Below are 25,588 nucleotides of genomic sequence, written 5' to 3'. Positions count from 1 at the left end.
ATGAGGAAGATTCTACTGAGCCTATTGATCGTGAGTCTGTTCACCGCCTGCCAGGAGGATGAAACGGGACTGCCCTCTGTGGAAAATCGGGTGTTTACGGCCATCGAAAACCTCCGCGACGATCTCACAGATCCTTCAGAGGGGTGGAAAGTCCTGTATCAGCCCACTTCTGCTTCTGGGGCTTTTTTCATGATCATGAAGTTTAAAACCGATGGCACTGTCACCATCTCCACCGACCTGGCCGCCAACGCCGGGGAATTTCACGAACAGACCATTCCCTACCGGATAGATGCCGGGCAGGGATTGGAGCTTATTTTCGAAACCTATGGCGCGCTCCATTATCTTTTCGAACTGGATCAGGCCAGCTTTGGTGCGGAGTTTGAGTTTATCTATGAGGAAAAAGACGATGGTGATCTTTACTTCCGTAGTAAATCAGACCTGAATGATCCCAGTTCCATTGTTTTCACTCCAGCCAATGCCACAGACGCGTCAGCCTTTTCGCGAGAGATCGCTGCAAATTTTGATCTGTATGCAGGGCAGTCTCCAAGACTTTTCGGTGGAGCTAACCCTACTCAGCAGCTTTATCTCAGTGACCTGGACATCTCCGTATTCTGGTCGGTAGATCTGGCCAAACGAACGGTGCTCTTCGATCTGGCCGGATCGGGAAGTACCCTGGAGGAAGTTTTGTCCGGAACCCATGTAAGCCTGAATCAATCCAGCGGCTATACTTTCATGGGTGGAAAAATCATTTTCAACCAACCCATACAGATCAAGGTGGGGGGCAAAGGCTTTGAGCTCAGTGAACTGACCCTTGGAGACTTTTCCGAAACCGGAGCGCCATTGTGCGAAACCTCCGCTGAGCCCACACCGGTTTACAGCATCCCCGGAGGTGGAAGCCTCACCAAAAACCTCTTCAACAGCAGTGGGTTGGGCTTTGAGCCACAAGCTGGCAGCCTATACAGTGTGAACATTCCCTTCATTTTTGACGACAGTCTACGGTCGTTGGCAGAAGAAGGCAGTATCAGCCAGAAGCTCCCCAACGCACTCGCCTTTATCATGACTTATGGGTTTGAATCGGACAGTATCCCGGCAAATTCCGTGGGTTTTTTGGTGGAAGATGATCAAGAGAACAGCGCTTTCTACCTCCGCTCATTCACTCCTACTGCCGTGGGTAACCGGCTGCAAATAGATTGGCAGGATAACTACTATTACTCCTCTGCCCCCACTCCAGAAGAAGAAGCTGCCCTGACAGAAATTTTGGATGAAGTATTCGATGGCGGCTCGGTATATGCCTATGACCTCCCCATTCGCGGACTCACCGTGTACCAGTTTTACAACCCCTGCAATGGCTATGAGTTTGTGCTGGTGAGGTAATAAAAAAGCGCCTCTGAGTGAACAAAGGCGCTTTCATCATTAAATAATTTGTTTGATCAGCTGGTTGCTTCTTCTTTCTTTTTGCGGTAAGCGATCTTGGTGATCATGACATACAGTACCGGCACCACGAAGATGGCAAGCGAACTGGCCGCAATCATCCCTCCAGCCACAGTCCAGCCAATGGTCTTACGTGCTTCCGCTCCTGCTCCAGATGAAAAGGCCAGTGGCATTACCCCAAGGATAAAGGCCAATGAGGTCATAATAATTGGTCTTAGCCTCAGGCGTACCGCCTCCAGTGTGGACTCCACGATATCCATTCCCTGATCCACGCGTTCCTTGGCAAACTCCACGATCAGAATGGCATTTTTAGCTGCCAGACCGATCAGCGTTATCAAGCCAATCTGTGCGTAGATGTTATTGGTAAGTCCCGGCAGGAGCATGAGGGTGAGAATAGAACCAAAAGCTCCAATAGGTACCGCAAACAATACCGAAAAAGGAACGGACCAGCTTTCATAAAGGGCTGTCAGAAACAAAAAGACAAATAAGATGGAGATGGCGAAAATGATCCCCGTGCTGCTCCCTGCTTTGATTTCCTCACGGCTCATCCCGCTAAACTCATAGCTATAGCCTGCAGGCAATACCTGTTCTGCCACTTCACGCAATGCCTCAATGGCCTGACCACTGCTATACCCATCACTGGCTGCGCCGAGGATCTCCGCTGACCGATAGATGTTGTAGTGTGAAATAACTGCCGGTGTTTCGATCATTTTGGTGGTAATCAGCGCACTCAGAGGCACCATGTCTCCCACACTGTTTCGCACATGATATCGCCCGATATCGCTTATGTCACTTCGATACACCGTATCCGCCTGAGTAACTACCCGAAAGTTTCGCCCATAAATATTGAAGTCATTCACATAGCTACTGGCCAGCAAGGTGGAGATGGTGCTGTAAGCCTCTGACACTGACACCCCCAGTTTCTTGGCTTTTTCCTTGTCCAGGTCTACCTGATAACTCGGCGTGCGGGCTGAGAAGAAAGAATATGCCATCCCTATTTCAGGGCGCTGATTCGCCGCACCAATAAATTGATTCATTACTCCCTCAAACGCTTTGATGTCATCACCACTGGTGGTCTGCAGCAGCTCAAAGGTAAACCCTGAACTTCGGCCCAATCCCGGTATCGCCGGTGGTGCAATGACCAAAATCCTTGCTTCTTTGATATCGGCAGTCATCTGGCGGATCTGATTCATAATTTGCGGAACACCCTCGGTCTCAGGGTCACGATCATCCCAGTGTTTTAGGTTTACAAAAAGAGTCCCTGAGTTCGATTTATTCGAAAAGGTCAAAATGTTCAATCCCGCCAGTCCGCCGACCACATCTACAGCCGGGATGCTCATAACCCTGCGCTGAAGCTCCAGATGAAGCTCAATGTTTCGAGTGGTTGACGTACCCTCAGGCATTTCATAGGCCACATACATGCGTTTCTCATCTTCCGTGGGTACAAATCCCGTAGGTTTGGTTTGGAACATATAGGTAAGCCCTACAAAAAGACAAATCATCATCACCAATACGTATGGTGTCTTTCTGATCCAGGTACTCACACTTTTGGTATATGATCCAGACACCCGATCAAACCAGCGGTTGAAAGCCATAAAAAAGCGATCAAGGAGATTGCGTTTTTCTCCCGTGTTGGAAGGTTTGAGGAGCATCATGCTCAGTGCCGGAGTAAGGGACAAAGCCACAAACGCTGAAATCACAACAGAAATGGCAATGGTAATGGCAAACTGCTGATAGAGCTTGCCCACGATACCAGGCACAAAGCCAACAGGCACAAACACCGCCGCCAGGATCAAAGCAATAGCGATAACCGGACCGGAGATCTCCTTCATGGCCTTTTTAGTGGCTTCTTTGGCAGACATCTTATAGGCATCAATGTTGTGCTGGATGGCCTCCACCACCACGATGGCATCATCTACCACGATACCTATGGCCAATACAAAGGCGAACAGCGTCAGGGTGTTGATGGTAAATCCAAAGGGTACAAAAAAGATGAATGTACCGATCAAAGAAACCGGGATCGCTAAAATTGGAATCAGGGTAGCCCTCCAGTTTTGGAGGAATAAAAACACCACAAATACCACGAGAGCCAGTGCTTCCAGCAGTGTATGGGTCACCTCACTGATCGAAACCTCAACTACAGAAGTGGTTTCCAGTGGAATCAAAAAATCCACATCCTTTGGAAATGATGCCCTTAATTCGGTCAGGGCCTTTTCCACTCCTTTGCCTGTTTCCAGGGCATTGGCTCCCGGCTCCAAATAAAGAAGCATAAAGGCGGCCTCATGTCCCATCACAAATGGGTGGTTTCCATAATTGAACTTGGCCAGCTCCACCCGGGCAATGTCAGACAAATAGACCATGCTCCCCGTCTGCGGATTGGTACGTACCACGATGTTCTCAAAATCCTCCACCGTATTGATCCGGCTATTGCTGATCACATTATACTCAAATGCTTGTGTTTTTGGCTGTGGTGTCCCGCCAATTGTCCCTGCGGACATCTGCAGGTTCTGCTCAGCCAGCGCTGCGTTCACTTCCGCCGGGGTGATCTTCAGGCTCGCCAACTTATCCGGATTCAGCCAAATACGCATCCCAAAATCATCCCCCACAGAGACGATATCGCCCACGCCCTTTACACGGAGCATGGCATCTTTCAGATAAATATTCGCATAGTTGCCAAGATAAGTGGCATCATGGGTCCCTTCAGGAGAGTAGAGTGCCAGGGCCATGAAAATACTCGGATTTCTCTTTCTCACAGTCAGCCCAAGCCGCTTCACGATTTCTGGCAAAGAAGGCTCCGCTACACTCACCCGGTTTTGTACATCCAGCGTAGCAATGTCAATATCAGTACCCACGTCAAAAGTAACCGTGACACTACTGGCTCCACTGGCGGTACTGTTGCTGGACATGTAGGTCATACCTGGCGTACCATTCACCTGGGTTTCTATGGCTGTCGTGGTGGTTTGCTCCACCGTCTCGGCATCAGCCCCAATGTAATTTCCACTGATGGACACTGTAGGCGGTGTAATGTCCGGGTATTGTGAAACCGGCAGGGTGGTCATAGCTATCAGGCCCACCAGCACGATCACCACGGAAATCACGATGGCCGTCACAGGTCTTTTTATAAAAACGTCTGCAATCATCTTGTATTGATTAGAAAATTTAAGATTTTATGAAAGGATAAACCGACAGGACTACTGGATACTGATGGTCGAGCCCTCCCTCAATTTTTGAACCCCTTCTACCACGATGGTTTGTCCGGATTTCAAGCCACTCTCGATGATCACATCCATTCCGATCTGTCTTCCTTTGGCAACCTTTTGCTGAGATACCTTATCATCCTGTACCACGTAGACCAGAAACTCGCCCAGCAGTTCGGTAAGGGACTTAAAAGGTACGGTGATAGCATTTTCGGCATAACTAGCCACTCTCAATGTAGCGGACATCCCGGGTCGCAAAACGTGCTCTGGGTTGGGAAATTCGATTCTCATCTTGATGGTCCCCGTCTGAGGATCCACCGCCCGGTCTATAAAGCTCAAAGTGCCAAAATGAGGATAAATTTCACCTCCCAATACCAGTTGAAAAACAGAATCAGTGTCAGCTGCAGAGGAATTGAGCAGCTGAGAGAACCTCAGGATTTCACGCTGGTCCACAGCAATGTCCACACCAATCGGATCATTGGAGGAAACGGTGTTCAGTAACGTCTGACCCGGAGAAACTGAAGCCCCTAACCGTACCTGCGAAATCCCGATGGTCCCATCAAATGGGGCTACGATCGTTGAATAACGCACATTCGTTTGTGAGCTGGAAACCATTGCCCTGGCTGCTTCTACTTGTTTTACCGCCGCTTCGTAGGTTGCTTCGGCATAGTCCACTTGCTGCTTGGCTATGGCGTCCTTCTTATCCAACTCGCGGTAGCGTTCTACATCCTTTTCGGCTTTTGCCAAATTGGCCTCCTGTACAGACAAGTTGGCCAATGCCTGCTGGTAGTTGGCTTGCGTTTGTTGCTGATCGATGGTGTAGAGTTTCTGTCCCTTTTTCACCTGATCCCCCTCTTTGAAGTAGATCCCCGTGATGTATCCACTCACCTGAGCTCTCAATTCCACTTCCTGCAGAGCTTTCACGTTGGCAGGAATTTCATCATAATAACTTACCGCCCTGGCCTGCACAGTAGTAACACTAACAGTTGCTGCCGGAGGTGCCTGCATACCTGATGGCTGTGGTTCTCCACATGCCGCCAGCAAAGTGATTCCAGCTATCAGTGAGCATGATTGTATATTTCTAGATAACATAAAATTCAAATTTTGAAATGGTTGGTTTTTAATAGTTAATAGTGCCCAAGGCCCGATTTACATCAATTTTACTGGCCAACACCTGATACAAAGCATTGAAATAATTGATTCTGGTGGTTCGCAAATCCGTTTCTGCAATGGTCACATCCAGATAGGTTTTCACCCCACTCTGATACTGAAGCTGAATAATGTCATAAACCTCCTGAGCCAGCTCCACATTCTTTTTTTGAGCCAGGTAGCTGTACAAATTGCTTTTGTAAGCGGCCAGCGCCCGGTCATACTCTGTATCGAGCTTGTTTTTCAAATCGGCGATCCCCACATCCAGCCTGTCACTCGTCCATTTTTGCTCCTGAATTTTGGATAATCGCTTGCCCCCCTGAAAGAGCGGTAAAGACAAAGTAGCTCCCACATACGAGTAAGGATAACTAGTGTTATACAGCTCACCGAAGTTGTCATTTTGATAGTTGAGGTTATAAGCTCCAAATGCACTCAGGGACGGTAGGAAAGCCCACTGGTTGTATTTCACATTGGCCTCCTGCAGCTCACGCTGTGTTTGCAACAGGCGAAAATTGATGTGATTCACGGGGTTCATCTGCTCGGACGTGTCCAGCAGAATCTCATTCTCCATCATGTCCACATCGTAAGCTATCGGCAATTCCTCCTCGAGAGGGTAACCCATCAGGGTTTTCAGGTTTTGCTGCTTATATCCCAGCAGCTCCTGGTTTGCTTTGTAGGCCGCCTGGGCATTGCCAAGTGCTATGGTGGCGCGTTGGTAATCCGTTTTATCGGCAACACCCGCCTCATATCGGCTCCTGGCATCCTTCAGGCTACTTTCCAGCCTGATGACAGATTCTTCACTCACCTCTATTTGCTTCTGAGTGGCCAATAAATCATAAAATGCTTTGCTGACATTCACCACCATTTGGATTTTGGCCTGCTGTGTTCCCTGCTCGGCCTGGAGGCGTACAGTGGAAGCCGTGTTGCTTGCCAGGAGCACATCCCGATTGAAAAGGCTCTGCGTGGCAGTGAGCTGGGCAGACGAGGTATTATTGACTCCAAAACGGATCACCTCGCCCCCAATCACACTGGACTGGAGATCGATAAATCGCTGATAGTTGTAGTTAAAACTGATTTGTGGGTACCAATCTGCCAGTTTGCCCTTCACCGCCTGATTCACAATCTCCTGATTGATCTCAGCCTGCTGCACTCCCGGCTGGTGTTTCAGTGCATAGGCCACCACTTCCTCCAGCGTGGCTGATTCCATTTTGTTTTCATCCTGTGCACCACTAACTAGTGGATACACCATGCTCCCCACCAACCAAAAGGTCGCGCGGAGCCAGCTTAAATTAACTTTCATAAGTAGTCCTGAGTAGTTCTTTGTTAACCCTATTTGGATTGCGTTTGGGGCATTCGCTCTCCGAAAAGGGTCATGTAAATAGTTTGTTTGCGTTCATTCAAAAACTCGCGGTAAGTCGTATCTGTCATGCCATAAATGGTTTTCAGCACCGGCTTGGCGAGAATGGGATAATTACAAAGTGCGGCCAGGTTCACCATGAAGTCCTGGGGGGAGATAGGCACCATCCGCCCTGCAGCAATCTCTTCCTCCAGTTGTTCCTGAATCAAATCAGTAGATTTTATACTGTCGCGCGAACAAAAGGCCCTTACCTTATCAGGGTATCGGGCTGTTTCACTAATAATGAAGTTGTCCAGATACGGATAGGTTAGCCCATGATCAACCATCGTCTCTATGTAGTTGGCGATTTTCTCACGGAATGGAAGATCCGCTGTTAGAATCTTCCTCACCTTTTCCTTCTTCTCCACAAGGGCCTCATCCAAAAGGGTGTCCATCATTTGTTCCCGTGATCTGAAATAATAATGGATCAGGGCTCGGTTGACACCGGCCTCATCCGCGATTTCCTGAGTGGTGGCATTCAAATAACCCTTTTGGAAAAACAAAACCTTCGCTTTGTCTTTGATCAACTTTTCAGTTTGCACATCTGCACTTCCCATTCACTTTTTTGTTTAACAAATTTGTTAACGACAGTGAAAAGAAAACAGTTTCAAATTATTTGAAGATTATTGACAATATGATCAAAAGATTCACCCTCAATACAGAGAATTTGGCAGGTGAAACCACAAAACAAACGGTAAAAACGAAATTGGGGATTCTGCTAGAAATCCGATTTTTTATAAATCAGCACCACCGCATGGGCGGCCACACCTTCCTCCTTGCCTACAAAGCCCAGTTTTTCGGTAGTGGTAGCTTTGACCGAAACATCCTCTACCGGTAGCCCCATCACTTCCGCCAAACAGGCCTTCATCGGTTCTATATACGGACTGAGTTTGGGCTGCTGCAGACAGACAGTGGTATCCACATTCACAATCCCATAACCCGCCTCATCCAGCAGATCAACCACTTTTTTCAACAGTATTTTGCTATCAATCCCTTTGTACTGAGGGTCCTTGTCGGAAAAGTGAAACCCGATATCGCGCATGTTCGCAGCGCCCAGGAGGGCATCACAAATGACATGGATGAGCACATCGGCGTCCGAATGACCATAGGCGCCGTGGGTGTGTGGGACTTTAATCCCCCCAATCCAAAAATCTATGCCCTCTGCCATTGCATGTACGTCATACCCATAACCTATTCTGATATTTGGTTTCATTGTGCTCGTTTTTGATAATACATAGTCGTACAATTATCTGCTCTGAGGATGGTTCTGGCAGATTCCAATAGATCCTCAGCTTCAAGTGACTTGATCTGATCCAGCTCCTCATTGATCAGATTTGCATCGCCCAGGAAGGCAGCAAAGGCCAGACCCATGGCCCTGTTGAGCAAATCCACTTCTGCAAATACGGTGGTCGCCTCTGCCTGGTTCTTTACCTTCTGCAAGAGCTCAGAATCAATATGCTGTTTGACTGGTTCCAAATGCTCCTGAATCGCGAGATCCGCATCCTTCAGCGCTACTCCCGGCAACAATCTGCCGGTAATCACCAACAGCCCCGGATCATAACTCCCTGTCACATGAGCTGACAGACTGGAAAACAGCGGCTTTTTCTTTACCAGCTCATTGAAAAGAATGGCTGACTTACCCCTCCCGAGGATATCACTTAACAGGTCTGCGGCGTGATATGCCTTACCCAACCGACGGGGCATGTGATATGTTTTGTAAATGGCATCAGCCGGTACATTGTCCGCCACCTCCATAAATCGGGGAGCTGTCTGAGGGGGCTCTGCCTCAATCCTTCCATTGCTCATCGGTTTGCCGGGGATTTCCCCAAACCATTTTTGAGTCAATTCGAGTGCTTTTTCCTCCGATATATCTCCGGCTACCACCAGTACGGCATTGCCTGGATGATAATGAGCGTTAAAAAAGCTCTTGACATCCTCCATAGTCGCCTCCTCTATGTGACTAATCTCCTTCCCAATAGTGGGCCACTGATAGGGATGCTTCTGGTAGGCCAGGGGTCTTAGCTTTAGCCATACGTCACCATACGGCTGATTGAGGTAGCGCTGCTTAAACTCCTCGATCACCACCTTTCGCTGCACCTCCAGTACTTCGGGATCAAATGAAAGACTCAGCATCCGGTCAGATTCCAGCCAAAAAGCGGTTTCCACATTGGCGGAGGGGATGGTAATGTAGTAATTGGTAATGTCCGTGTTGGTAAAAGCATTGTTGTCACCGCCCACCGCTTGCAGCGGCTCATCAAAATTCTTCACGTTTTTCGAACCCCCGAACATCAGGTGCTCAAAAAGGTGAGCAAACCCCGTTTTATGAGGCAGCTCATTGCGGGAGCCTACTTTGTAAAGGATGTTGAGACAAACCACCGGGCTGCTATGATCTTCATGTACGATCAGTTGTAGTCCGTTGGGGAGGGTGTGTTCTTTGTATGCTACCATGTTGGGCACCAAAATTAAATAATCCTTGGTGGATTACTTGATAGGATAAATTTTACCTTTGGGCAAATTTTTTAGCCCCATGAAATTTGATCGCAAAACAAGGTCCGATAAACAACTCCTGGCCATCTACTCCGAACTGGTCACTCCCCGATTGATAGAAGAAAAAATGCTCATCCTGCTCCGTCAGGGGAAAATCAGCAAGTGGTTTTCCGGAATCGGACAGGAGGCCATCTCTGTGGGTGCGGCATTGGCTCTGGATAAAGATGAGTACATCCTGCCTATGCACCGAAACCTGGGCGTGTTTACTTCCAGAGGAGTAGAATTAACACAGCTTTTTGAGCAATTTCAAGGCAAAGCGCACGGATTCACCAAAGGACGCGACCGTTCCTTCCACTTTGGATCCAAAGCACATAACATCGTAGGGATGATTTCGCACCTGGGCCCTCAACTGGGAGTGGCTGACGGTATTGCGCTGTCCAGGCTATTGAGGAAAGAACCCAAAGCCACCATTGTCTTCACAGGGGATGGTGGATCTTCGGAAGGGGATTTTCATGAAGCGCTCAATGTCGCATCTGTCTGGAACCTCCCGGTCATTTTCATCATAGAGAATAATGGCTATGGACTCTCCACGCCCAGTTCCGAGCAGTTCAATTTCGACTCCTTTGTGGTGAAAGGCCCGGCCTATGGCATAGAGGCCCACAGTGTAGAGGGCAACAATATCCTGGAAGTACTCAATGAACTGGAACCGCTGGTGGAAAGCATCAGGAAAAACCCCAGACCCATTATTTTTGAAGCCAAGACCTTCCGAATGCGGGGACATGAAGAAGCTTCCGGCACCAAATATGTGCCTAAAGAACTCATGGAGCACTGGGCCAAAAAAGACCCCATTGAAAATTTTGAGCGCTACCTCCTGAAAGAAAAAGTGGTGACTAAAGACGAGCTGGAAAAGGTGAAAGCTAAAATACGAACTGAGGTAAACAACTCAGTAAAGAAAGCTTTTGCCCAGCCGGCTATAGAAAGTAATACACAGACAGAACTGGACGACCTTTTCGCTCCCTTTGAGCAGGAAATAGTGGCCGCTGGTTCACACACTTCCGAAAAAAGGTTGGTGGATGCCATCTCCGATGGATTGCGAGAGAGTATGGAAAAATATCCCGAACTGGTGATTATGGGTCAGGACGTGGCTGATTACGGTGGGGTATTCAAAATCACTGAAGGGTTTGTGGAGCAGTTTGGCAAGGCCCGTGTGCGAAACACTCCGCTTTGCGAATCCGCCATTGTAGGAACAGGGCTTGGACTGTCAATTGCCGGAATAAAGAGTGTGGTGGAAATGCAGTTTGCGGATTTTGTGACCTGTGGTTTTAACCAAATCATCAATAACCTGGCAAAGACCCACTATCGGTGGGGACAAAATGCGGATGTGGTAGTGCGCATGCCAACGGGTGCCGGAGTGGGCGCAGGCCCTTTTCATTCCCAGTCCAACGAAGCCTGGTTTGTCCATACGCCCGGCCTGAAAGTGGTGTACCCTTCCAATCCGGCAGATGCCAAAGGCCTGCTCAATGCCGCCATTGAAGATCCTAACCCCTATTTATACTTTGAACACAAATACCTGTACAGATCTCTGAGCGGAAATGTGCCGGACGGTTACTACACCACGGAGGTGGGCAAAGCCGCTTTGGCGCGTGAAGGAAATGAGCTCTCTATCATCACCTATGGCCTTGGCGTGCACTGGGCCCTGGAGGCCATCGATAAGCTAGGCATTTCGGCAGACGTCCTGGACCTACGTACCCTACTCCCATGGGACAAGGAGGCTGTGGCTGAAACAACCCGAAAAACCAACAGGGTGCTGGTCTTGCATGAGGATTGCCTGACTGGTGGTATTGGTGGAGAAATCTCCGCCTGGATAGGCGAGCACTGTTTTGAACACCTGGATGCTCCGGTGATGCGTGAAGCCAGCCTGGATACCCCGGTTCCCTTCGCCAAAGCACTTGAAGAAAATTTCCTGCCCAAATCAAGGTTGAAAACTAAAATACAGGCCCTAATGGCGTATTAATTAGTGATATACGGTTAATTGATTGGGATTGCGCGGGAAAATTCAAATCTTTGGTTAAGTACACGAACAGGTTTTGAAGCGACTAATCTTTATTTTTTCTTTTTCATTGTTTCTTTCTGCTTATCTGAGCAATGATGGTCGTGCGCAGCTCATCACCGACTCAGAAAACAGGCTTAAAACGCAAAAACAAAAGAACAAAGGCGAGGGGTTTTCTCTTTTCAAAAAGAAAAAGGGAGCTTCCAGTCATGGGGCCCAGAAACACGAACCAATCAGCAGCTCACCCAGATACTCTTCAGGGTCGCCTTTTGCTTCTTTTAACAAACGAAAATCAGTCACCCCGCGCAGCAGCAGCTCCAACCGCAGCAGGCTATTCAAAAGCTACGAACACAAGGCACCAAGGTATTCTTCCTCCGGAATCGCCGGAATCATGTCTGGCAAAAAATCGTCGACCCGGTATTCTCCCGGATCCCCTTTTACTAAGAAAGACAAGTTTGTTTCCCCAAGGTATTCGGCCGGAGAGCCCTTCAAACAACCCTTCTTATCTCAGATTTTTGATCAGCGCTATGGGCCGCGATACTCCGCTGGGTCACCATATACCAAAAAAGACAAAATGGCCAGTCCGAGGTACTCGGCGGGTGACCCATTCCGTAAGCAGTTTTCCCTTTCCGGACTTTTCAATAAAGATTCGGGCCCCAGATATTCAGCGGGATCACCTTATACCAAAAAAGACAAAATGGTCAGCCCGAGGTACTCCGCAGGGGGAGTCTTCACCACCAGGCAAAAGAGCGTGAGCCCCAGATACTCGGCGGGTGACCCTTTCCAAAAGCAATTCTCCCTTTCGGGACTTTTTAGTAAAGATTCAGGCCCCCGATACTCTGCAGGATCACCATTTACCAAAAAGGATAGAATGGTAAGCCCGAGATATTCCGCAGGGAATGTCTTCACCACACGAGAAAAAAGTGTGAGTCCGCGGTACTCCGCCGGATCGCCTTTCACCGCCAAAGACAAAAGCGTAAATCCGAGGTATTCGGCAGGATCACCTTTCACCAGGAAAGATAAGGGAGTAAATACCCGGTACTCAGAGGGTTCACCTTATGACGGTATGCGATGGGGCTGGATTTCTCCGGCTTATTCCACCAATAAGCACCGCTTTGATGTAAACGAAAAACTGAAAAAATCACGTGTGTACGACTATGCTGACACCGAGTATAAAGGGACTTACCGTAAAAAGTCGAAGTGGTACTATGATCTTGATAACCTTATCGTGTCCGGAGTAACCGGGGCATTTGAGAGCAGACAAAAAGCAGAACTGTACGATCCGCAGCAAAACAAAGAAGCGGCAGCATACACCGGAACCTACAAGAAAAAATGGATTACAGAAAATAATATGCATCCAAGTGCCAACTACACCAAGGCCAATCAGGACAGCGAAATGATTCGAAATAGTATGAGAAAATGGAATTTATTCTGGACCAGGGTAAACCGGAACAAACAACAGCCTAATGCTGTTACTGATACTACTTTGAAACCAAAGTTTGATCGCAAAGAAGCACAAATCTGGAATGACTGAAATGAATTGGAACCCTCTCACAAGTATTGATCAACTGGAAGAAATCAATACGCTTTCACAAACACAACCTGTTGTCATCTTTAAGCACAGCACCCGGTGCTCCATTAGCGCCGCCTCCCTCAGCCGCCTGGAGCGCAAATGGGACCTTCAAAAAGCCGGAGATGTAAAGACTTACTTTCTCGACCTCATTGCTTACCGGGAGGTTTCAAACAAAATCGCAGAGCTATACGGGGTAGACCATCAATCGCCGCAGGTGTTGATCATACAAAACGGAAAATCCATCTACGACAATTCGCATTTTGGCATTTCTTTTGATGAAATCGTGGAGAATATTAAACCCGTATCTGCATAGAATCAGGGGAATCTCTTTTTACATTTGTTATAGTGTCCTAGTATATCTTCATCCTTTATGAAAAAAGTCATTCTGATCATGGTGCTTATTTCTGCCAGCCTGTTGGCCGCAGCTCAGCCTGATCGCAATGAGTATGACACAGAGATCACCTGGGGGGTCAACAAAAACACACGCGGGGGGCTCATTGGGGGTATCGTCTTCAAACTGGCCAAACAAAAAAAAGAAGACCTTTTTGCGGTATACGGGATTGAGGTCATGAACGTCAAGCACCGCCAGGAGCAGCGTTACCTTTCACCCACCTCTGGTACTTCATTTGTTTGGGGCAAGCAAAACTTTCTCTACTCCATCAGAGGGCTCTATGGTCGGGAAGCGTTGCTATTTAAAAAGGCCCCGCAGCAGGGAGTGCAGATCAGCGGCATAGTGGCCGGTGGCCCTACCATTGGCGTCATAGCCCCTTATTACATCCTTTACAATGGCAACTATGTTCCATTTGACTCTGACGTTCACCGAAATTTCAATAGCATTCAGGGATCCGGAAAACTTTTTCAGGGGCTGGGTGAGTCCGAACTTACGATTGGACTCAATGCCAAAGCGGGACTTTCTTTTGAGTTTGGCACCTTTAAAAACAATGTAGCCGGTGTGGAAATGGGGGTAACGATGGAAGCCTTTCCAAAAGAAATCATCCTGATTCCTACGCAGAAAAACTCGGCACTTTTTTCCGCCTTGTATTTTACCATGTACTGGGGAACAAGGAGGTAAAATCCCTTGTTTGGAACTTTGACCCGCCCAAGCTTTCTTTGCATTACATTTTACAAGCATGATAGAACTACCCACAGTATCTCAGGATAAGGCTCAAAAAATAAAAAAACCCAACTGGCTCCGCGTAAAACTGCCTGTAGGGCGGGAGTATGCCAACGTGCGGAAAATCGTTGATGAGCACAAACTCCACACCATTTGTGAGAGTGGAAACTGCCCCAATATGGGCGAGTGCTGGGGAGCAGGTACGGCCACTTTCATGATTTTGGGAAATGTCTGTACTCGTAGTTGTACTTTCTGTGCCGTGGCCACAGGCCGACCACCGGAATATGACGAAGCAGAACCCCAGCGTGTGGCAGAAGCCATCAAAACCATGGGTGTGAAACATGCTGTAATTACCTCTGTAAACCGAGACGAACTGAAAGACAAAGGCGCCGAAATCTGGTATCAAACAGTAAAGCAAGTCAAAGAACTTAGCCCCTCTACCACCATAGAGACCCTCATACCGGATGTGAAAAGCAACTGGGATGCACTTTATAGGATGATCGAGCCGGGCCAGGAAGTAGTCTCTCACAATATGGAAACTGTGGAAAGACTCTACAGAAGGGTGCGTCCACAAGCCAAATATGCCAGAAGTCTGGAGCAAACCCGGCTAACCAAAGAAGCTGGCAAAAGAACCAAATCCGGCATCATGCTGGGCCTGGGTGAAACCATAGATGAAGTGCACAAAGCCATGGATGACCTGGCCGCCAATGGCCTGGACATTCTTACCCTGGGTCAATACCTGCAGCCGACTAAAATGCACATCGAAGTGGCTGAATTCATACACCCTGATCAATTCGAAGCCTATAAAGAAGAAGGCCTCAAAAGAGGACTGAAGTATGTGGAGTCTGGCCCGTTGGTTCGATCGTCCTATCATGCGGAGCGGCACGTAAATGTGCCCATCTAACGGCTCAGTTTTGTACATCACCGGACAGTTTAATGTTCGGTTTTTTTACAGCATTTAGATAAAACATTATCAGAGGGGGCTGAAGGCCCCCTTTTTCAATTGGCACTATATTGGCGCGTCAAAATGCGGCACCTTTTAATGCAGATTGAGCATGTTTAGAAATTACCTCATTACGGCACTCAGAAACCTTAAGCGAAACAAGGTTTACACCCTTCTCAATATGTTTGGACTGGCCCTCGGCATTGGCTGTGCGCTCGTCATCTACAAAGTCATTCAGTTCGAAACCAGCTTTGATAAACATCAGGAGAATTACGAATCCATGTACCGGGTGGTCAATCAGAATATCTATCCCGACCGGGTGGAAAAAGGCATGGGTACCCCCCATCCCCTGGGGCCAGCCCTGAAGGCTGACTTTCCTGAAATCAGTGATGTGGTGCGCACCAATTATCAGTATGGCAGCCAGCTCAACACCTACGATGAAAATGGAGAAATGCACAAATTTCTCATTGATGAGGGCATTGTGTTCACAGAACCTTCCTTTTTCGAACTCTTCACAGTAGAGTGGGTAGCTGGCGATCAGGCCAAGGCCCTGACCGCTCCCGGATCTGTGGTTATTTGCAGGTCTGAGGCTAGAAAACTATTTGGTCTGAAAGAGGGTGAGGAACATCTGGCCCTGGCCAAGCTGATCAACTATGGTAATGTGATGGACTTCAAAGTGGTAGGGATCATAGGAGATCCGCCTTCTACTACGTCACTGCCCTTTTCATACCTGTTTGACTATGAAAGCCAGGGCGGTGAAATCAACCCCTACTTTGGTGAGGGTATCCGATGGAACTCCACCAGCTCCAATACCAACACCTATTTTCTCCCTGGCGCGGGCTTTGACCGGGCGGCTTTTGATCAGAAAATGATCGCATTTGTAGAGAAGTATCGCGGTGAAGGGGAGTCGGAAGAAACGCGCTATGTTGCCCAGCCCTTTTCGGAAATACATTTTGACAAAGAATACGACTCATACGGAGGAACTTCCTCCATAGAGTTTCTCATTGCCTTAGGGCTCATTGGTGTTTTCTTGGTACTGACCGCCTGCATTAATTTTATTAACCTGGCCACGGCCCAGGCTGCCAACAGAGCAAAGGAGATTGGGATTAGAAAAGCCATTGGTAGCATGAGCAGCCAGCTGGTCTTTCAGTTTCTGGCAGAAATAGCCCTGATTACGGGTTTTGCCCTCATGTTGGCGTTGGCTGTTGCTGAGATTATGTTTAACCTCCTCCGAGAAATCATTGGCCAGGAGCTAACTGTAGGCCTCTTGCAGTCTCCCGACTCCCTGCTTTTCCTTTTAGTTCTTTTTGTAGTTGTCACTTTTCTGTCGGGGCTCTATCCATCCATGCTCCTTTCCAGAATGAACACTGTGGATGCCCTCAAGAAAAAAATCACGAATGGCCAGCATTCGGGGGGGCTCTCCCTCAGAAAAGGCCTGGTAACGCTTCAGTTTGCCATTTCGCAATTCCTGATTATCGGTACGCTCATTGTATCCTCACAAACGGATTTTTTCCTCAACAAAGACCTGGGTTTTCAAACCAAAACCATCCTCTCCTCTTATGTTCCTGAGCGCGATGCGGTGAAGCTGGAGCGTTTCAGACAAATGATGCTAAGCTCCCCCGCCATCGAATCAGTCACTTTTTCACTGAGTGAGCCCACAGGAAATTCCAATTCGAAAAGCAGCTTCAACTATGCCCCTTTGGAGTCTCCCAAGGCTTATCACGGCAATTTCAAAGCAGTAGACCCTTATTATATTTCATTGTTTGAAATAGAGCTTTTGGCGGGTAGGGATATTCGGGAAGGGGACAGCACCAATGTGGTCATCAACCAGAAGGTGGCAGATCTGATGGGCTTCAAGGACCGATATGATCAGGCCGTGGGGGAGACCCTGAGTACCGGCTGGAACGGCGATAAAAAAGTGGTCGGGGTGGTGAAAGACTTCCATGCTTACTCACTGGCAGAGGACCTGGACTACATTCTATTTATCCATGCCCCACGTTTGTTTTACACGCTTTCTTTTAAAACCACCTCCCCAGCTGCCATCACAGAGGCAAAAGCTCATTTTGAACAAACCTGGGAGCAGATTTTTCCAAAGTATGTAATGGAGTATGATTTTTATGACAAAACTCTGGCCCAAGAGTATGAAGATGTGATGAAAATCACTGCGTTGATGAAAGTATTTGCCGTGATCTCCATCCTCATAGGATGTCTGGGACTTTATGGCCTCATCTCCTTTATCGCCATGAATAAAACCAAGGAAATAGGCGTTCGGAAAGTTTTGGGAGCATCGATCTTCAGTATCCTCAGCATGTTTTCCAGAGAAGTGATCATCCTGATGACCATTGCTTTTTCCATCACCACGCCATTGGCGTTCTATTTTCTCAGTCAGTGGCTGGATACCTTTGCGTTTAGCATTAGCATTGGCCCGGAATTCTTTCTCCTCTCATTTGGGGTGACCATGCTCATCGCCATTGTGACCATCAGTCACAAAACCATTAGCACAGCACTCATCAACCCGGCCGAGACCCTTAAGGATGATTAATCGTGTAAAATTTCTGAAACGTTTCGCTTGATCTTGAGGGCGATCTCATTCAGTGGCAGGTCATTGATGTCTGTGCCAAAGGGATCTTCTATTTCTTCTGAGATAAGCTCTATGCTCACCAGAAAGTAGAAGGCCAGCATGACGATGAATACTGTCCAATAGCCAAAGTCCCACATAAAACTCACTGGCAATGTAATGGCATAAATGAACAGAAATTTCTTGATGAACATGCTGTAAGAATAAGGGATAGGGGTTGACTTGATTCGCTCACAGGCCCCTACAATATCTGTAAATCCTTTGAGTTCTTTATCCAGTATGAAGAGCTGCTCGGCGGTGATCGTCCCTTCCTTCATGCATTTCATCACCCGATCATAGAGCAGTCGGTTGACCATGTTGGGGCGGTGTTTACTCTTGATGATCCTGTTCTTGATTTCATCATTGATGGTGTCCATCTCCCCAATGAGAATACTGTCTCTCAGGTGCTCTTTGATGGCAAAAGCCGCATTAGGGATCATTCTCCTGAAATACTCCCGATCCTCAGTAGCTTCCTTAGGCAAAAATGCATCTACCTTAATCGCTATTTGACGACTGTCGTTCACCAGCTGTCCCCAGAGCTTACGCCCCTCCCACCATCGGTCATAGGCGGTGTTGGTACGGAGTACCAGAAAAAGGCCCAAAATCACCCCCAGAATGGAGTGAAAGGCAATAGTGCCGCCATAATGAAGATTGAACACATCGATGACCAGAAAGCACAGCAACAGGGTGAAAACGCCCACGAAAAGGAGCAGGGGAAATAATAACTTAATGACATATCGGCTGTAAACATCAAAGATGAGAGAGAACCAGGACCTTGGATTGTATTGAATCATTTACCTATTTGACTTGATGTTTATATCTGTTTTAGTGCTTACTAAGCCCCATTTCTGCTTTCAAAATCATAATTCGCTTGTATGATTTGGCAATTTGCTCCTCACTAATATCTCCATTTTTAACGAATTTCTTAATAATAGCGTGAATTTGCTCTGCTGTCACCAGGTCATAATCGGGGACATTATTGGCGAATAAGAGTATGTCCACACCTGCATTGATAGCCATTTTGATGGCTTCTTCCAGTCCGTACTGAGCACTGATGGCACGCATCTGCATGTCGTCTGAGATGACCACACCTTCATATTCCAAAAATCCCCTGAGCACATCCGATATCACTTTGTCAGACAGGGTGGCTGGAAGTTTTCGGTCGTCCAGGACCTCATTCACAATGTGGGCGGTCATCACCGCGCGTACTTTCCCGGAGTCCAATAAGGCTTTATAGGGCAATAATTCCTCAAACCGCCAGGTATCCGAGACATCCGCCAGACCGAGGTGTGAATCGTCTCGTGAGCTGCCATGGCCGGGGAAATGCTTAAGCACTGTAGCTATTCCAAAAAGATCATGTGCTTCCACCACCAGCTGTGCATGTCTGGCCACCAGTGCCGGATCCTGAGAATAAGACCGGCCAATTTTGCCAATAACCGGATTAGAGGGGTTAACATTCACATCAACAGATGGCGCGAAATTCATGTTGATACCCAATTGATACAAAATAGAAGCGGTTTGTCTGGCATAGAAACTTGTGGAATCCGGATGGTCAAGATTACCCAGGTACTGGGCCGTCACCGTCCTCGGAAAACCATATTTGGTTTTGAGCCTGTTTACCCTTCCTCCTTCCTCATCTATGCTCACCAACAAAGGTATCTCTGTCTGGGCCTGCGCATAGCTGAGGATTTCCTGTATATTCTCCTCCGTATTTATACTGTTCAGGTTTTTTTCAAAAAGAATCACTCCCCCCACTTTTCCTGTTCTGATCGCCTCAAAAACCGGTGCTCGCTTGTCCAGCTTGTTAAAATCGCCCAATCCCGTCAGAATCATCTGCCCGATCATCAGGTCCAGAGAGTCTGTAACAGGTAAATTCTCTTGCGCACTGAGGTTTTGGGATGCGCCAAAGAGGAGCATTCCGACAATCAACGCTTTTCTCATAAAGTAGCTTTGTTTAATTTTTCTATTCGCTGGCCGGCCAAAGATACATAGTAACCCTGAAGGTCAGCGGCCATACAGCTGTGTACAGGCAAAATCCCTACCAGATCCCCAATTCTGACCGAATTAATAAAATCAGACGACCCCCGAATGATCCCATGCTCCTGCGAAAGCCGATCCACGGTAGCCAGCGGCGTGGTTTCCCAACCCATGCCATCCGTAGAAACCACGGTACCAAATACCCTCCGATCACTCACTTGAATGAAATCCTTGGAAAAATGAACACCTCCTCCATACACGACCACCTCCCCCCGGTCTGGATGAATGGATACTACCGGGCAGGCCATACATACAGCTATGTCCTCCAATGCGCAGGATCCAAAATGATGCTGCATGACATCATAAAATGCGAAATTGCCCGGACGAAGCTCCTGCACTGCGGAGAAGTCATCCACGAGCGAGCAAGATGGAGTATCTCCATACGAATAAATCAAATCTTTCCTGCCGATGGCCCGGCTCACCTGGTCAAAAGCAGCCAATGATTGATGGTAGATCTTACTGGCTTCCTCCCGGGTCAATGGTTGATAGGTATGTCCCGCATGAGCCAGCAACCCTTTCAGTACATGGTGTGGTTGATTGCTTTTTGCCATGGCCTGGATCTCCGTAAAATTATCCGGCATCACCCCTGTCCGATGGGTACCCACATCCAGTTTGATGAAATACCCCACAGGAGCATCCACATGATTGTTCAGGTGCTCCAGAGCCTCTTTCGATACGATCAAAACATTCAGCCGAATTTCACTGGCCAGCTTTTGTATGGCTTCTGCCTCCAACGGGTTATAAGGGAAAGCAATGGTGAGGTCTTTCCACCCTGCATCCGCAAAATACCTGGCCATATCCACCGAAGAAACGGTAGCGCATGTGATCCCCTCCTCAGCAAACCAGCGGCCTATGGTGGCTGATTGATGTGTTTTAAAATGAGGGCGCAGGATCGCATCACTTTTACGGGCCTTTTCGGCCATTATCCGGATGTTCTTCCTGACTTTGGTCTCATCTATCAGGAGTGTTGGTTTGGTTATTTTCATCTATGGTACTAATTATTCGATTGATTATCTCCGTAAAGTACTGACCGGCATACGGGCCATACCAGCTCATGGTACGGGCTTCATATTTGGGAAGATCATACCATTCATCTTTGATTACATAGCCGGCATAGTCGCCGTTGAATGAGGTAATAACAAGCTGGTAACCCAGGGCCCTCGCTTTCTCATAAAGGGGCACCGCCAGCTCGCCAGAAAAATCACAAGGCATTCCGATAAGGAGCGTTTCACCCAAAACCATCACCGACACATAATGGGGGTAGTTGCCAAAGGCCCATTTGAACAAGTAAGGCCTCAAGGCCAGGTGTTTTGATATTTTGAAGGCCGGATCCGGTAAGGGTACGCTCAGTCGAAACGACGTGAGGGCAGACACCTGCCTGTGCCCCGCGCCAAGAAGGCTGAAGAGTACGGCCTGCTGCCTCAGTTCTTCAGCTATTTTTTCAACATTGCCTGCTGGGTGGGCTCCAGGCACATCCGGACCCATACTCCCCACGGCACTGGCGCCATATGCAGAGAAGGTGATGGCACTGTCAGCCTCCATCAGGAGGTTGAACCTGGCCGGAAAATCTCCAGACAGCTGGTTGAAATCCGAACCAAAGCAGGTGGCATGAGCGCTATAAAAGACGAGAAACCCTTTGGCCACCCCTTTGCGAAGCTGTATCACTTTCATCCAGGGATCCTCAATTCCTTTGTCTTTGGCCAGCCTGTTCTTCACCAGATCATCTACTGCCAGCTCACCCACCGCTATTTCACCAGGCTCAAGAGCATCACTCGCTTCCTGAATGGATTGGAGGATTTTGGAAGTGAGAAAATCCACCCGGGAGGCATCAAAATCTCCGGCAAATAAACGCCCCACCGTCCCGGGAGCCCACCCGCCCTGACCAGAATGGGTGTGTGATGCCGTGAAATAGATTTGATCAGATGACCAGCCCGCGGGTAGGCCTCTCCACACAGCTCTCGATAGTTCCGGATGAATAATGAGCAGATCAGCCGTGACCACTGCTACTTTTTGAGACCCCTTCTGAAAGACCACCGTACGGACAAAACTCGAATCATGAATTCCCGTCATTTCCTTGGGGTCGCGAGCTCCATATCCCGCTAGGGGGACTTTTTCTGTTGGGGTGATATTTACCCTGGACCAACCAATGTGCAAAGAATCCTGATTTGGCTGAAGGGCAAAAGCCTCGGCGAGAGAGTCCAGCCTGAGGTCCATTTCCCGATAAAAAGGCCTCTTCTCATAATGGTTTCTATCCACCACAGTCAGGGTGGCAATGGCCAAAGCGCCAATCAGCACGAGTAAAATTGCGAATAGTTTGAGGGTCATCCGGATCATGAACCAATATTAGCTTCAGGAAGTAATGGCCAATTTAAGGAATATCTTAGGACTAACTTATTTAGTTTCGCCTCTCCAAACGTTTTAACCAATTTCTCACCAACAATAAAAGCTATTGGAAAAGGTCACATTTGAGCTCTTTGGTCTCACGCTCCTGGAGCCGCTCAGCACGCTAATGAATTGGGTTCTGGCTTCCCTTTGCGGAATACTTTATACCCGCCTCAAGGGATCAGAAGAGCCCTTCAAAAAATACTGGTCGTGGTTTTTCCTGGCCTATTCGATTTCGCTTGTTTTCGGTGGGTTTTCTCACCTGCTCTTTGAATATGTGGACATGCCCGGTAAAATCCCAGGATGGTCAATCGCCATTTTGGGAGGGGTAGCGGCGGAGTATGCCATGACTTTGGATGTCTCTGATAGCAAAAAAAGGCAAATGCTCATCAACGTTATCCGTAGCAAGTTTTTCGCCACATTGATCCTGCTGATCCTGGACTTTTCATTCAAATGGGTAATGGTGCATACCGCCGGATTTTTTGTCTTTGTGGGAGTACTTTCCTATCAGCGCATGAAAGCCGGTGCAACGAACTATAAGTATTTTCTACAGGGAATGGCCTTTCTTTTTGTGATGGCAGGTGTGAAAGTGGCTGGCCTGGATATCCACCCATCGTGGTTTACGCGCGATGATATTGCCCACTTTTTGATGCTGGCGATGTACTGGCTGTTTTACAAAGGGGTGAAAAACTATCAGACGCAGAGTTAAAACAGTCCACGGGATCAATGCCATGGACTGTTTTCTGGTTGTTTACATAGCCATTGCTTCGTGGAGCTCAATGTCGCAACCACTCTGCAGGTGCGGGTGTCCCGCCAAAAGCAATTGAGCCGCCGCCAGGTCCTTTGCCTGAATCATGGAATAGCCCGTCACTTCCTTTTTTGAAGCCTCTGTTGATCCATTAGGCTTGATTTTCACTCCCCCTGAAAGGGGTGCCCCCAGGTCGAGCATTTTATCTCCCAGGGCTTCTTTCCAGGCCATCCAGGGTTTCATCGCTTCCCCTCTTTGCTCGGGTGTCGCCTGTGACATTGCAGCCATTGCTTCAGCCGATGCGTGATAGATTACTAAGAACTTTTTCATGTCATTCAAATTTTAAGGTTTCTATGATTTCTGACCTTAAGACGAATGAGGAAGTGAGGAATGGACAAGCTCCATAAAAAATAACCTGCTCTACCCGGCCCAACCCTCCCGGTCCAGGCTGCGGTACTGAATGGCTTCTGCCAGGTGCTCTATCTTGATGTCTTCGCTGGCTGCCAGGTCGGCAATGGTTCGGGACACTTTCAGAATCCGGTCATAGGCCCGGGCGGAGAGCCCGAGTTTCTCCATCGCCGTTTTCAGCAGCACTTTTCCGCCCTCATTGATTTTGCAAAGCTCCTTGGTGGTGCTGGAGCCCATCATGGCATTGTTGAAAACTTCTGGCGAGTCCTTAAATCTGTCTTTTTGAATCTCTCGAGCCCTGATCACCCGGGCCCTGATCTCCAGGCTGGATTCCGCTTTTCGGTCGGCGGTCATTTGATCAAAAGAAACCGGAGTGACCTCCACATGCAGGTCGATGCGATCCAGCAGGGGTCCGCTTACCTTATTGAGATAGCGCTGCACCACACCTGGTCCACACACACATTCTTTTTCCGGATGATTATAATACCCGCATGGGCATGGATTCATACTGGCCACCAGCATGAAGTTGGCCGGGTAGTCAATGGAAATCTTGGCTCTGGAAATGGTCACCCGTCGCTCTTCCAGCGGCTGACGCATCACCTCGAGTGCGGTTCTTTTAAATTCGGGAAGTTCATCGAGAAAAAGTACGCCATTATTGGCCAGAGAAATCTCCCCTGGCTGCGGAATACCTCCACCGCCTACCAGTGCCACATCAGAAATGGTGTGGTGAGGTGAGCGAAAGGGTCGATTGGCAATCAGCTTGCCATTGCCACCCAGCTTTCCGGCTACAGAATGAATCTTGGTGGTCTCCAGGGCTTCATGTAGCGACAAAGGCGGCAAAATGGAGGAGAGTCTTTTCGCCAGCATGGTCTTGCCTGCGCCGGGAGGCCCGATCATGATGACATTGTGTCCTCCGGCAGCCGCTATTTCCATGGCCCGCTTGATGTTTTCCTGACCTTGCACGTCTGCAAAGTCTGCATCCACCTGATCCAGGTCATAAAAGAAAACGTCGCGGGTGTCATGATGCAGTGGCTCTATTGGCGCGGTGCCATCCAGGTGCTCAATGGCTTCCTTGATGGTCTCAACACCTATTACCTCTATGTCGTCCACGATGGCCGCCTCAGAAGCATTTTCTTTGGGTAAAATAAATCCCTTGAATCCTTTTTTTCGAGCCTCAATGGCAATGGGAAGCGCCCCTTTGATGGGACGAAGCATACCATCCAGTGATAGCTCTCCCATGATCACGTACTTTTCCAGATCGGGGAAGGTGACCTGCTCCGAACCCTGTAAAATTCCCAGCGCAATAGGCAGATCATAAGCGGAACCCTCTTTTTTGATATCCGCAGGAGCCAGGTTCACCACCACCTTTTGACGGGGCATGCGATAGCCATGGTATTTGATGGAGGATTCTACACGTTGTTCACTCTCCTTCACGGCAGAGTCCGGGAGACCCACCATATAAAATCGGGTTCCCTGTCCAACGTTCACTTCTATAGTAATGGTGTAGGCATTGACGCCATATACGGCACTTCCATACGTCTTTGCGAGCATGGTTCTAATATACCGTATTCTCGATTAACTGTGCAAGAGGCACTTTCCTTTTTAATGATTCAAATCAGACATCATCATCATCGTCATCACCCAGGTCTATTTTGAATGACTCACTTTCTTCTTCGTCATCACCCGCTTCCTGTGATTGATCATACAGTTTAGCCTTGTATTTCAACACCTCTTCTTCGGCTTTTTTCACCCTGCTTTTCAGGTCTAGTATCTGCACATTTTCAGCAATCAGTTCCACAAGCATCAATACCCCCAGTAGGATAAATGCGCTCATCAGGTAGACCGGAAGTTTTCTAAGGGCAAAAGTCATATCAATCTTTTCCTTATAATTATCCATATGGGCCAGGATGTCCATACTGAAGTAAAGCACCAAAAAAATGGCGATCAAATAGACGGGGTAAAAAAACAACTTGAACTTTCTCATCTGGTTTCTTAGAGTGTACCTGAAAATTAGATAAATAATCCGTTACCCCCCACGGTCAATTCGTTGAAATGG

Annotated in this window: 21 protein-coding genes; 8 read left to right on the top strand and 13 right to left on the bottom strand. The window is 48.2% G+C overall.

The window, feature by feature from the left end:
• On the top strand, window positions 1–1,374 hold the full coding sequence (locus GV030_RS12025) for a DUF4302 domain-containing protein (RefSeq protein ID WP_159582557.1): 1,374 nt from the start codon (window positions 1–3) through the stop codon (window positions 1,372–1,374).
• 56 nt (window positions 1,375–1,430) lie between these two features.
• Here GV030_RS12025 and GV030_RS12020 read toward each other — a convergent pair whose 3' ends face one another.
• From GV030_RS12020 to GV030_RS11995, 6 genes are all read right to left on the bottom strand, one after another.
• Window positions 1,431–4,571, bottom strand: a complete 3,141-nt coding sequence (locus GV030_RS12020; RefSeq protein WP_159582556.1) for an efflux RND transporter permease subunit — start codon at window positions 4,569–4,571, stop codon at window positions 1,431–1,433.
• A 51-nt stretch (window positions 4,572–4,622) separates the two neighbouring features.
• A complete protein-coding gene (locus GV030_RS12015) occupies window positions 4,623–5,720 on the bottom strand; it encodes an efflux RND transporter periplasmic adaptor subunit (RefSeq protein WP_159582555.1) in 1,098 nt (365 codons plus the stop codon).
• Window positions 5,721–5,748: 28 nt separating this feature from the next.
• Entirely contained in the window at window positions 5,749–7,077 is a 1,329-nt protein-coding gene (locus GV030_RS12010) for a TolC family protein (protein ID WP_159582554.1), read from the bottom strand.
• Window positions 7,078–7,106: 29 nt separating this feature from the next.
• A complete protein-coding gene (locus tag GV030_RS12005; RefSeq protein WP_159582553.1) occupies window positions 7,107–7,730 on the bottom strand; it encodes a TetR/AcrR family transcriptional regulator in 624 nt (207 codons plus the stop codon).
• Window positions 7,731–7,891: 161 nt separating this feature from the next.
• A complete protein-coding gene (gene ispF, locus GV030_RS12000) occupies window positions 7,892–8,386 on the bottom strand; it encodes a 2-C-methyl-D-erythritol 2,4-cyclodiphosphate synthase (RefSeq protein WP_159582552.1) in 495 nt (164 codons plus the stop codon).
• Window positions 8,383–9,621 carry a pitrilysin family protein gene (locus GV030_RS11995; protein WP_159582551.1) on the bottom strand — a complete coding sequence of 413 codons (1,239 nt, stop codon included), beginning with the start codon at window positions 9,619–9,621 and terminating at the stop codon, window positions 8,383–8,385. The genes ispF and GV030_RS11995 overlap by 4 nt, the downstream gene beginning before the upstream one ends.
• A gap of 79 nt (window positions 9,622–9,700) precedes the next feature.
• On the opposite strand from GV030_RS11995, the gene GV030_RS11990 reads away from it, so the two are divergent.
• The 6 genes from GV030_RS11990 to GV030_RS11965 all read left to right on the top strand — a co-directional run bounded on the left by GV030_RS11990 (window position 9,701) and on the right by GV030_RS11965 (window position 17,882).
• On the top strand, window positions 9,701–11,674 hold the full coding sequence (locus GV030_RS11990) for a thiamine pyrophosphate-dependent enzyme (RefSeq protein WP_159582550.1): 1,974 nt from the start codon (window positions 9,701–9,703) through the stop codon (window positions 11,672–11,674).
• A 73-nt stretch (window positions 11,675–11,747) separates the two neighbouring features.
• Entirely contained in the window at window positions 11,748–13,244 is a 1,497-nt protein-coding gene (locus tag GV030_RS11985) for a hypothetical protein (RefSeq protein WP_159582549.1), read from the top strand.
• Window position 13,245: 1 nt separating this feature from the next.
• Window positions 13,246–13,596 (top strand): bacillithiol system redox-active protein YtxJ, encoded by a 351-nt coding sequence (ytxJ, locus tag GV030_RS11980; RefSeq protein WP_159582548.1) that lies wholly within the window; start codon window positions 13,246–13,248, stop codon window positions 13,594–13,596.
• Between the two features lie 57 nt (window positions 13,597–13,653).
• Window positions 13,654–14,355, top strand: coding sequence for a hypothetical protein (locus GV030_RS11975; protein ID WP_255465358.1), 702 nt, complete (start codon window positions 13,654–13,656; stop codon window positions 14,353–14,355).
• A gap of 58 nt (window positions 14,356–14,413) precedes the next feature.
• Complete coding sequence (gene lipA, locus GV030_RS11970) at window positions 14,414–15,301, top strand: lipoyl synthase (protein WP_159582547.1); 888 nt, start codon at window positions 14,414–14,416, stop codon at window positions 15,299–15,301.
• A gap of 151 nt (window positions 15,302–15,452) precedes the next feature.
• Window positions 15,453–17,882 carry an ABC transporter permease gene (locus tag GV030_RS11965; RefSeq protein ID WP_159582546.1) on the top strand — a complete coding sequence of 810 codons (2,430 nt, stop codon included), beginning with the start codon at window positions 15,453–15,455 and terminating at the stop codon, window positions 17,880–17,882.
• Here the strand turns inward: GV030_RS11965 and GV030_RS11960 are convergent.
• The 4 genes from GV030_RS11960 to GV030_RS11945 are packed head-to-tail and all read right to left on the bottom strand — an operon-like array spanning window position 17,879 to window position 22,328.
• Window positions 17,879–18,751, bottom strand: a complete 873-nt coding sequence (locus GV030_RS11960) for a bestrophin family protein (RefSeq protein ID WP_159582545.1) — start codon at window positions 18,749–18,751, stop codon at window positions 17,879–17,881. The two genes, GV030_RS11965 and GV030_RS11960, sit on opposite strands and share 4 nt — an antisense overlap.
• A 31-nt stretch (window positions 18,752–18,782) precedes the next feature.
• Entirely contained in the window at window positions 18,783–19,898 is a 1,116-nt protein-coding gene (locus tag GV030_RS11955) for a glycoside hydrolase family 3 protein (protein WP_159582544.1), read from the bottom strand.
• Window positions 19,895–20,980, bottom strand: coding sequence for an alanine racemase (locus GV030_RS11950; RefSeq protein ID WP_159582543.1), 1,086 nt, complete (start codon window positions 20,978–20,980; stop codon window positions 19,895–19,897). Before GV030_RS11950 ends, GV030_RS11955 begins: the two co-directional genes overlap by 4 nt.
• A complete protein-coding gene (locus GV030_RS11945) occupies window positions 20,946–22,328 on the bottom strand; it encodes a neutral/alkaline non-lysosomal ceramidase N-terminal domain-containing protein (protein ID WP_159582542.1) in 1,383 nt (460 codons plus the stop codon). Before GV030_RS11945 ends, GV030_RS11950 begins: the two co-directional genes overlap by 35 nt.
• A 115-nt stretch (window positions 22,329–22,443) precedes the next feature.
• On the opposite strand from GV030_RS11945, the gene GV030_RS11940 reads away from it, so the two are divergent.
• Window positions 22,444–23,085 (top strand): hypothetical protein, encoded by a 642-nt coding sequence (locus tag GV030_RS11940; protein ID WP_159582541.1) that lies wholly within the window; start codon window positions 22,444–22,446, stop codon window positions 23,083–23,085.
• 42 nt (window positions 23,086–23,127) lie between these two features.
• Here GV030_RS11940 and GV030_RS11935 read toward each other — a convergent pair whose 3' ends face one another.
• The 3 genes from GV030_RS11935 to GV030_RS11925 all read right to left on the bottom strand — a co-directional run bounded on the left by GV030_RS11935 (window position 23,128) and on the right by GV030_RS11925 (window position 25,516).
• Window positions 23,128–23,454 (bottom strand): YciI family protein, encoded by a 327-nt coding sequence (locus GV030_RS11935; protein ID WP_159582540.1) that lies wholly within the window; start codon window positions 23,452–23,454, stop codon window positions 23,128–23,130.
• 90 nt (window positions 23,455–23,544) lie between these two features.
• Window positions 23,545–25,083 (bottom strand): YifB family Mg chelatase-like AAA ATPase, encoded by a 1,539-nt coding sequence (locus GV030_RS11930; RefSeq protein WP_159582539.1) that lies wholly within the window; start codon window positions 25,081–25,083, stop codon window positions 23,545–23,547.
• Window positions 25,084–25,147: 64 nt separating this feature from the next.
• Entirely contained in the window at window positions 25,148–25,516 is a 369-nt protein-coding gene (locus GV030_RS11925; protein ID WP_159582538.1) for a hypothetical protein, read from the bottom strand.
• Window positions 25,517–25,588 lie beyond the last annotated feature (72 nt).

This window comes from Marinoscillum sp. 108, assembly GCF_902506655.1.
In the GTDB taxonomy this organism is placed as follows: Bacteria; Bacteroidota; Bacteroidia; order Cytophagales; family Cyclobacteriaceae; genus Marinoscillum; species Marinoscillum luteum.
This window is presented reverse-complemented; position numbering and strand designations above follow the sequence as displayed.

Coding starts and splice junctions, on each gene's coding strand:
- GV030_RS12025 (WP_159582557.1), top strand. CDS start 1: ATGAGGAAGATTCTACTGAGCCTATTGATCGTGAGTCTGTTCACCGCC.
- GV030_RS12020 (WP_159582556.1), bottom strand. CDS start 4,571: ATGATTGCAGACGTTTTTATAAAAAGACCTGTGACGGCCATCGTGATT.
- GV030_RS12015 (WP_159582555.1), bottom strand. CDS start 5,720: ATGTTATCTAGAAATATACAATCATGCTCACTGATAGCTGGAATCACT.
- GV030_RS12010 (WP_159582554.1), bottom strand. CDS start 7,077: ATGAAAGTTAATTTAAGCTGGCTCCGCGCGACCTTTTGGTTGGTGGGG.
- GV030_RS12005 (WP_159582553.1), bottom strand. CDS start 7,730: ATGGGAAGTGCAGATGTGCAAACTGAAAAGTTGATCAAAGACAAAGCG.
- ispF (WP_159582552.1), bottom strand. CDS start 8,386: ATGAAACCAAATATCAGAATAGGTTATGGGTATGACGTACATGCAATG.
- GV030_RS11995 (WP_159582551.1), bottom strand. CDS start 9,621: ATGGTAGCATACAAAGAACACACCCTCCCCAACGGACTACAACTGATC.
- GV030_RS11990 (WP_159582550.1), top strand. CDS start 9,701: ATGAAATTTGATCGCAAAACAAGGTCCGATAAACAACTCCTGGCCATC.
- ytxJ (WP_159582548.1), top strand. CDS start 13,246: ATGAATTGGAACCCTCTCACAAGTATTGATCAACTGGAAGAAATCAAT.
- GV030_RS11975 (WP_255465358.1), top strand. CDS start 13,654: ATGAAAAAAGTCATTCTGATCATGGTGCTTATTTCTGCCAGCCTGTTG.
- lipA (WP_159582547.1), top strand. CDS start 14,414: ATGATAGAACTACCCACAGTATCTCAGGATAAGGCTCAAAAAATAAAA.
- GV030_RS11965 (WP_159582546.1), top strand. CDS start 15,453: ATGTTTAGAAATTACCTCATTACGGCACTCAGAAACCTTAAGCGAAAC.
- GV030_RS11960 (WP_159582545.1), bottom strand. CDS start 18,751: ATGATTCAATACAATCCAAGGTCCTGGTTCTCTCTCATCTTTGATGTT.
- GV030_RS11955 (WP_159582544.1), bottom strand. CDS start 19,898: ATGAGAAAAGCGTTGATTGTCGGAATGCTCCTCTTTGGCGCATCCCAA.
- GV030_RS11950 (WP_159582543.1), bottom strand. CDS start 20,980: ATGAAAATAACCAAACCAACACTCCTGATAGATGAGACCAAAGTCAGG.
- GV030_RS11945 (WP_159582542.1), bottom strand. CDS start 22,328: ATGATCCGGATGACCCTCAAACTATTCGCAATTTTACTCGTGCTGATT.
- GV030_RS11935 (WP_159582540.1), bottom strand. CDS start 23,454: ATGAAAAAGTTCTTAGTAATCTATCACGCATCGGCTGAAGCAATGGCT.
- GV030_RS11930 (WP_159582539.1), bottom strand. CDS start 25,083: ATGCTCGCAAAGACGTATGGAAGTGCCGTATATGGCGTCAATGCCTAC.
- GV030_RS11925 (WP_159582538.1), bottom strand. CDS start 25,516: ATGAGAAAGTTCAAGTTGTTTTTTTACCCCGTCTATTTGATCGCCATT.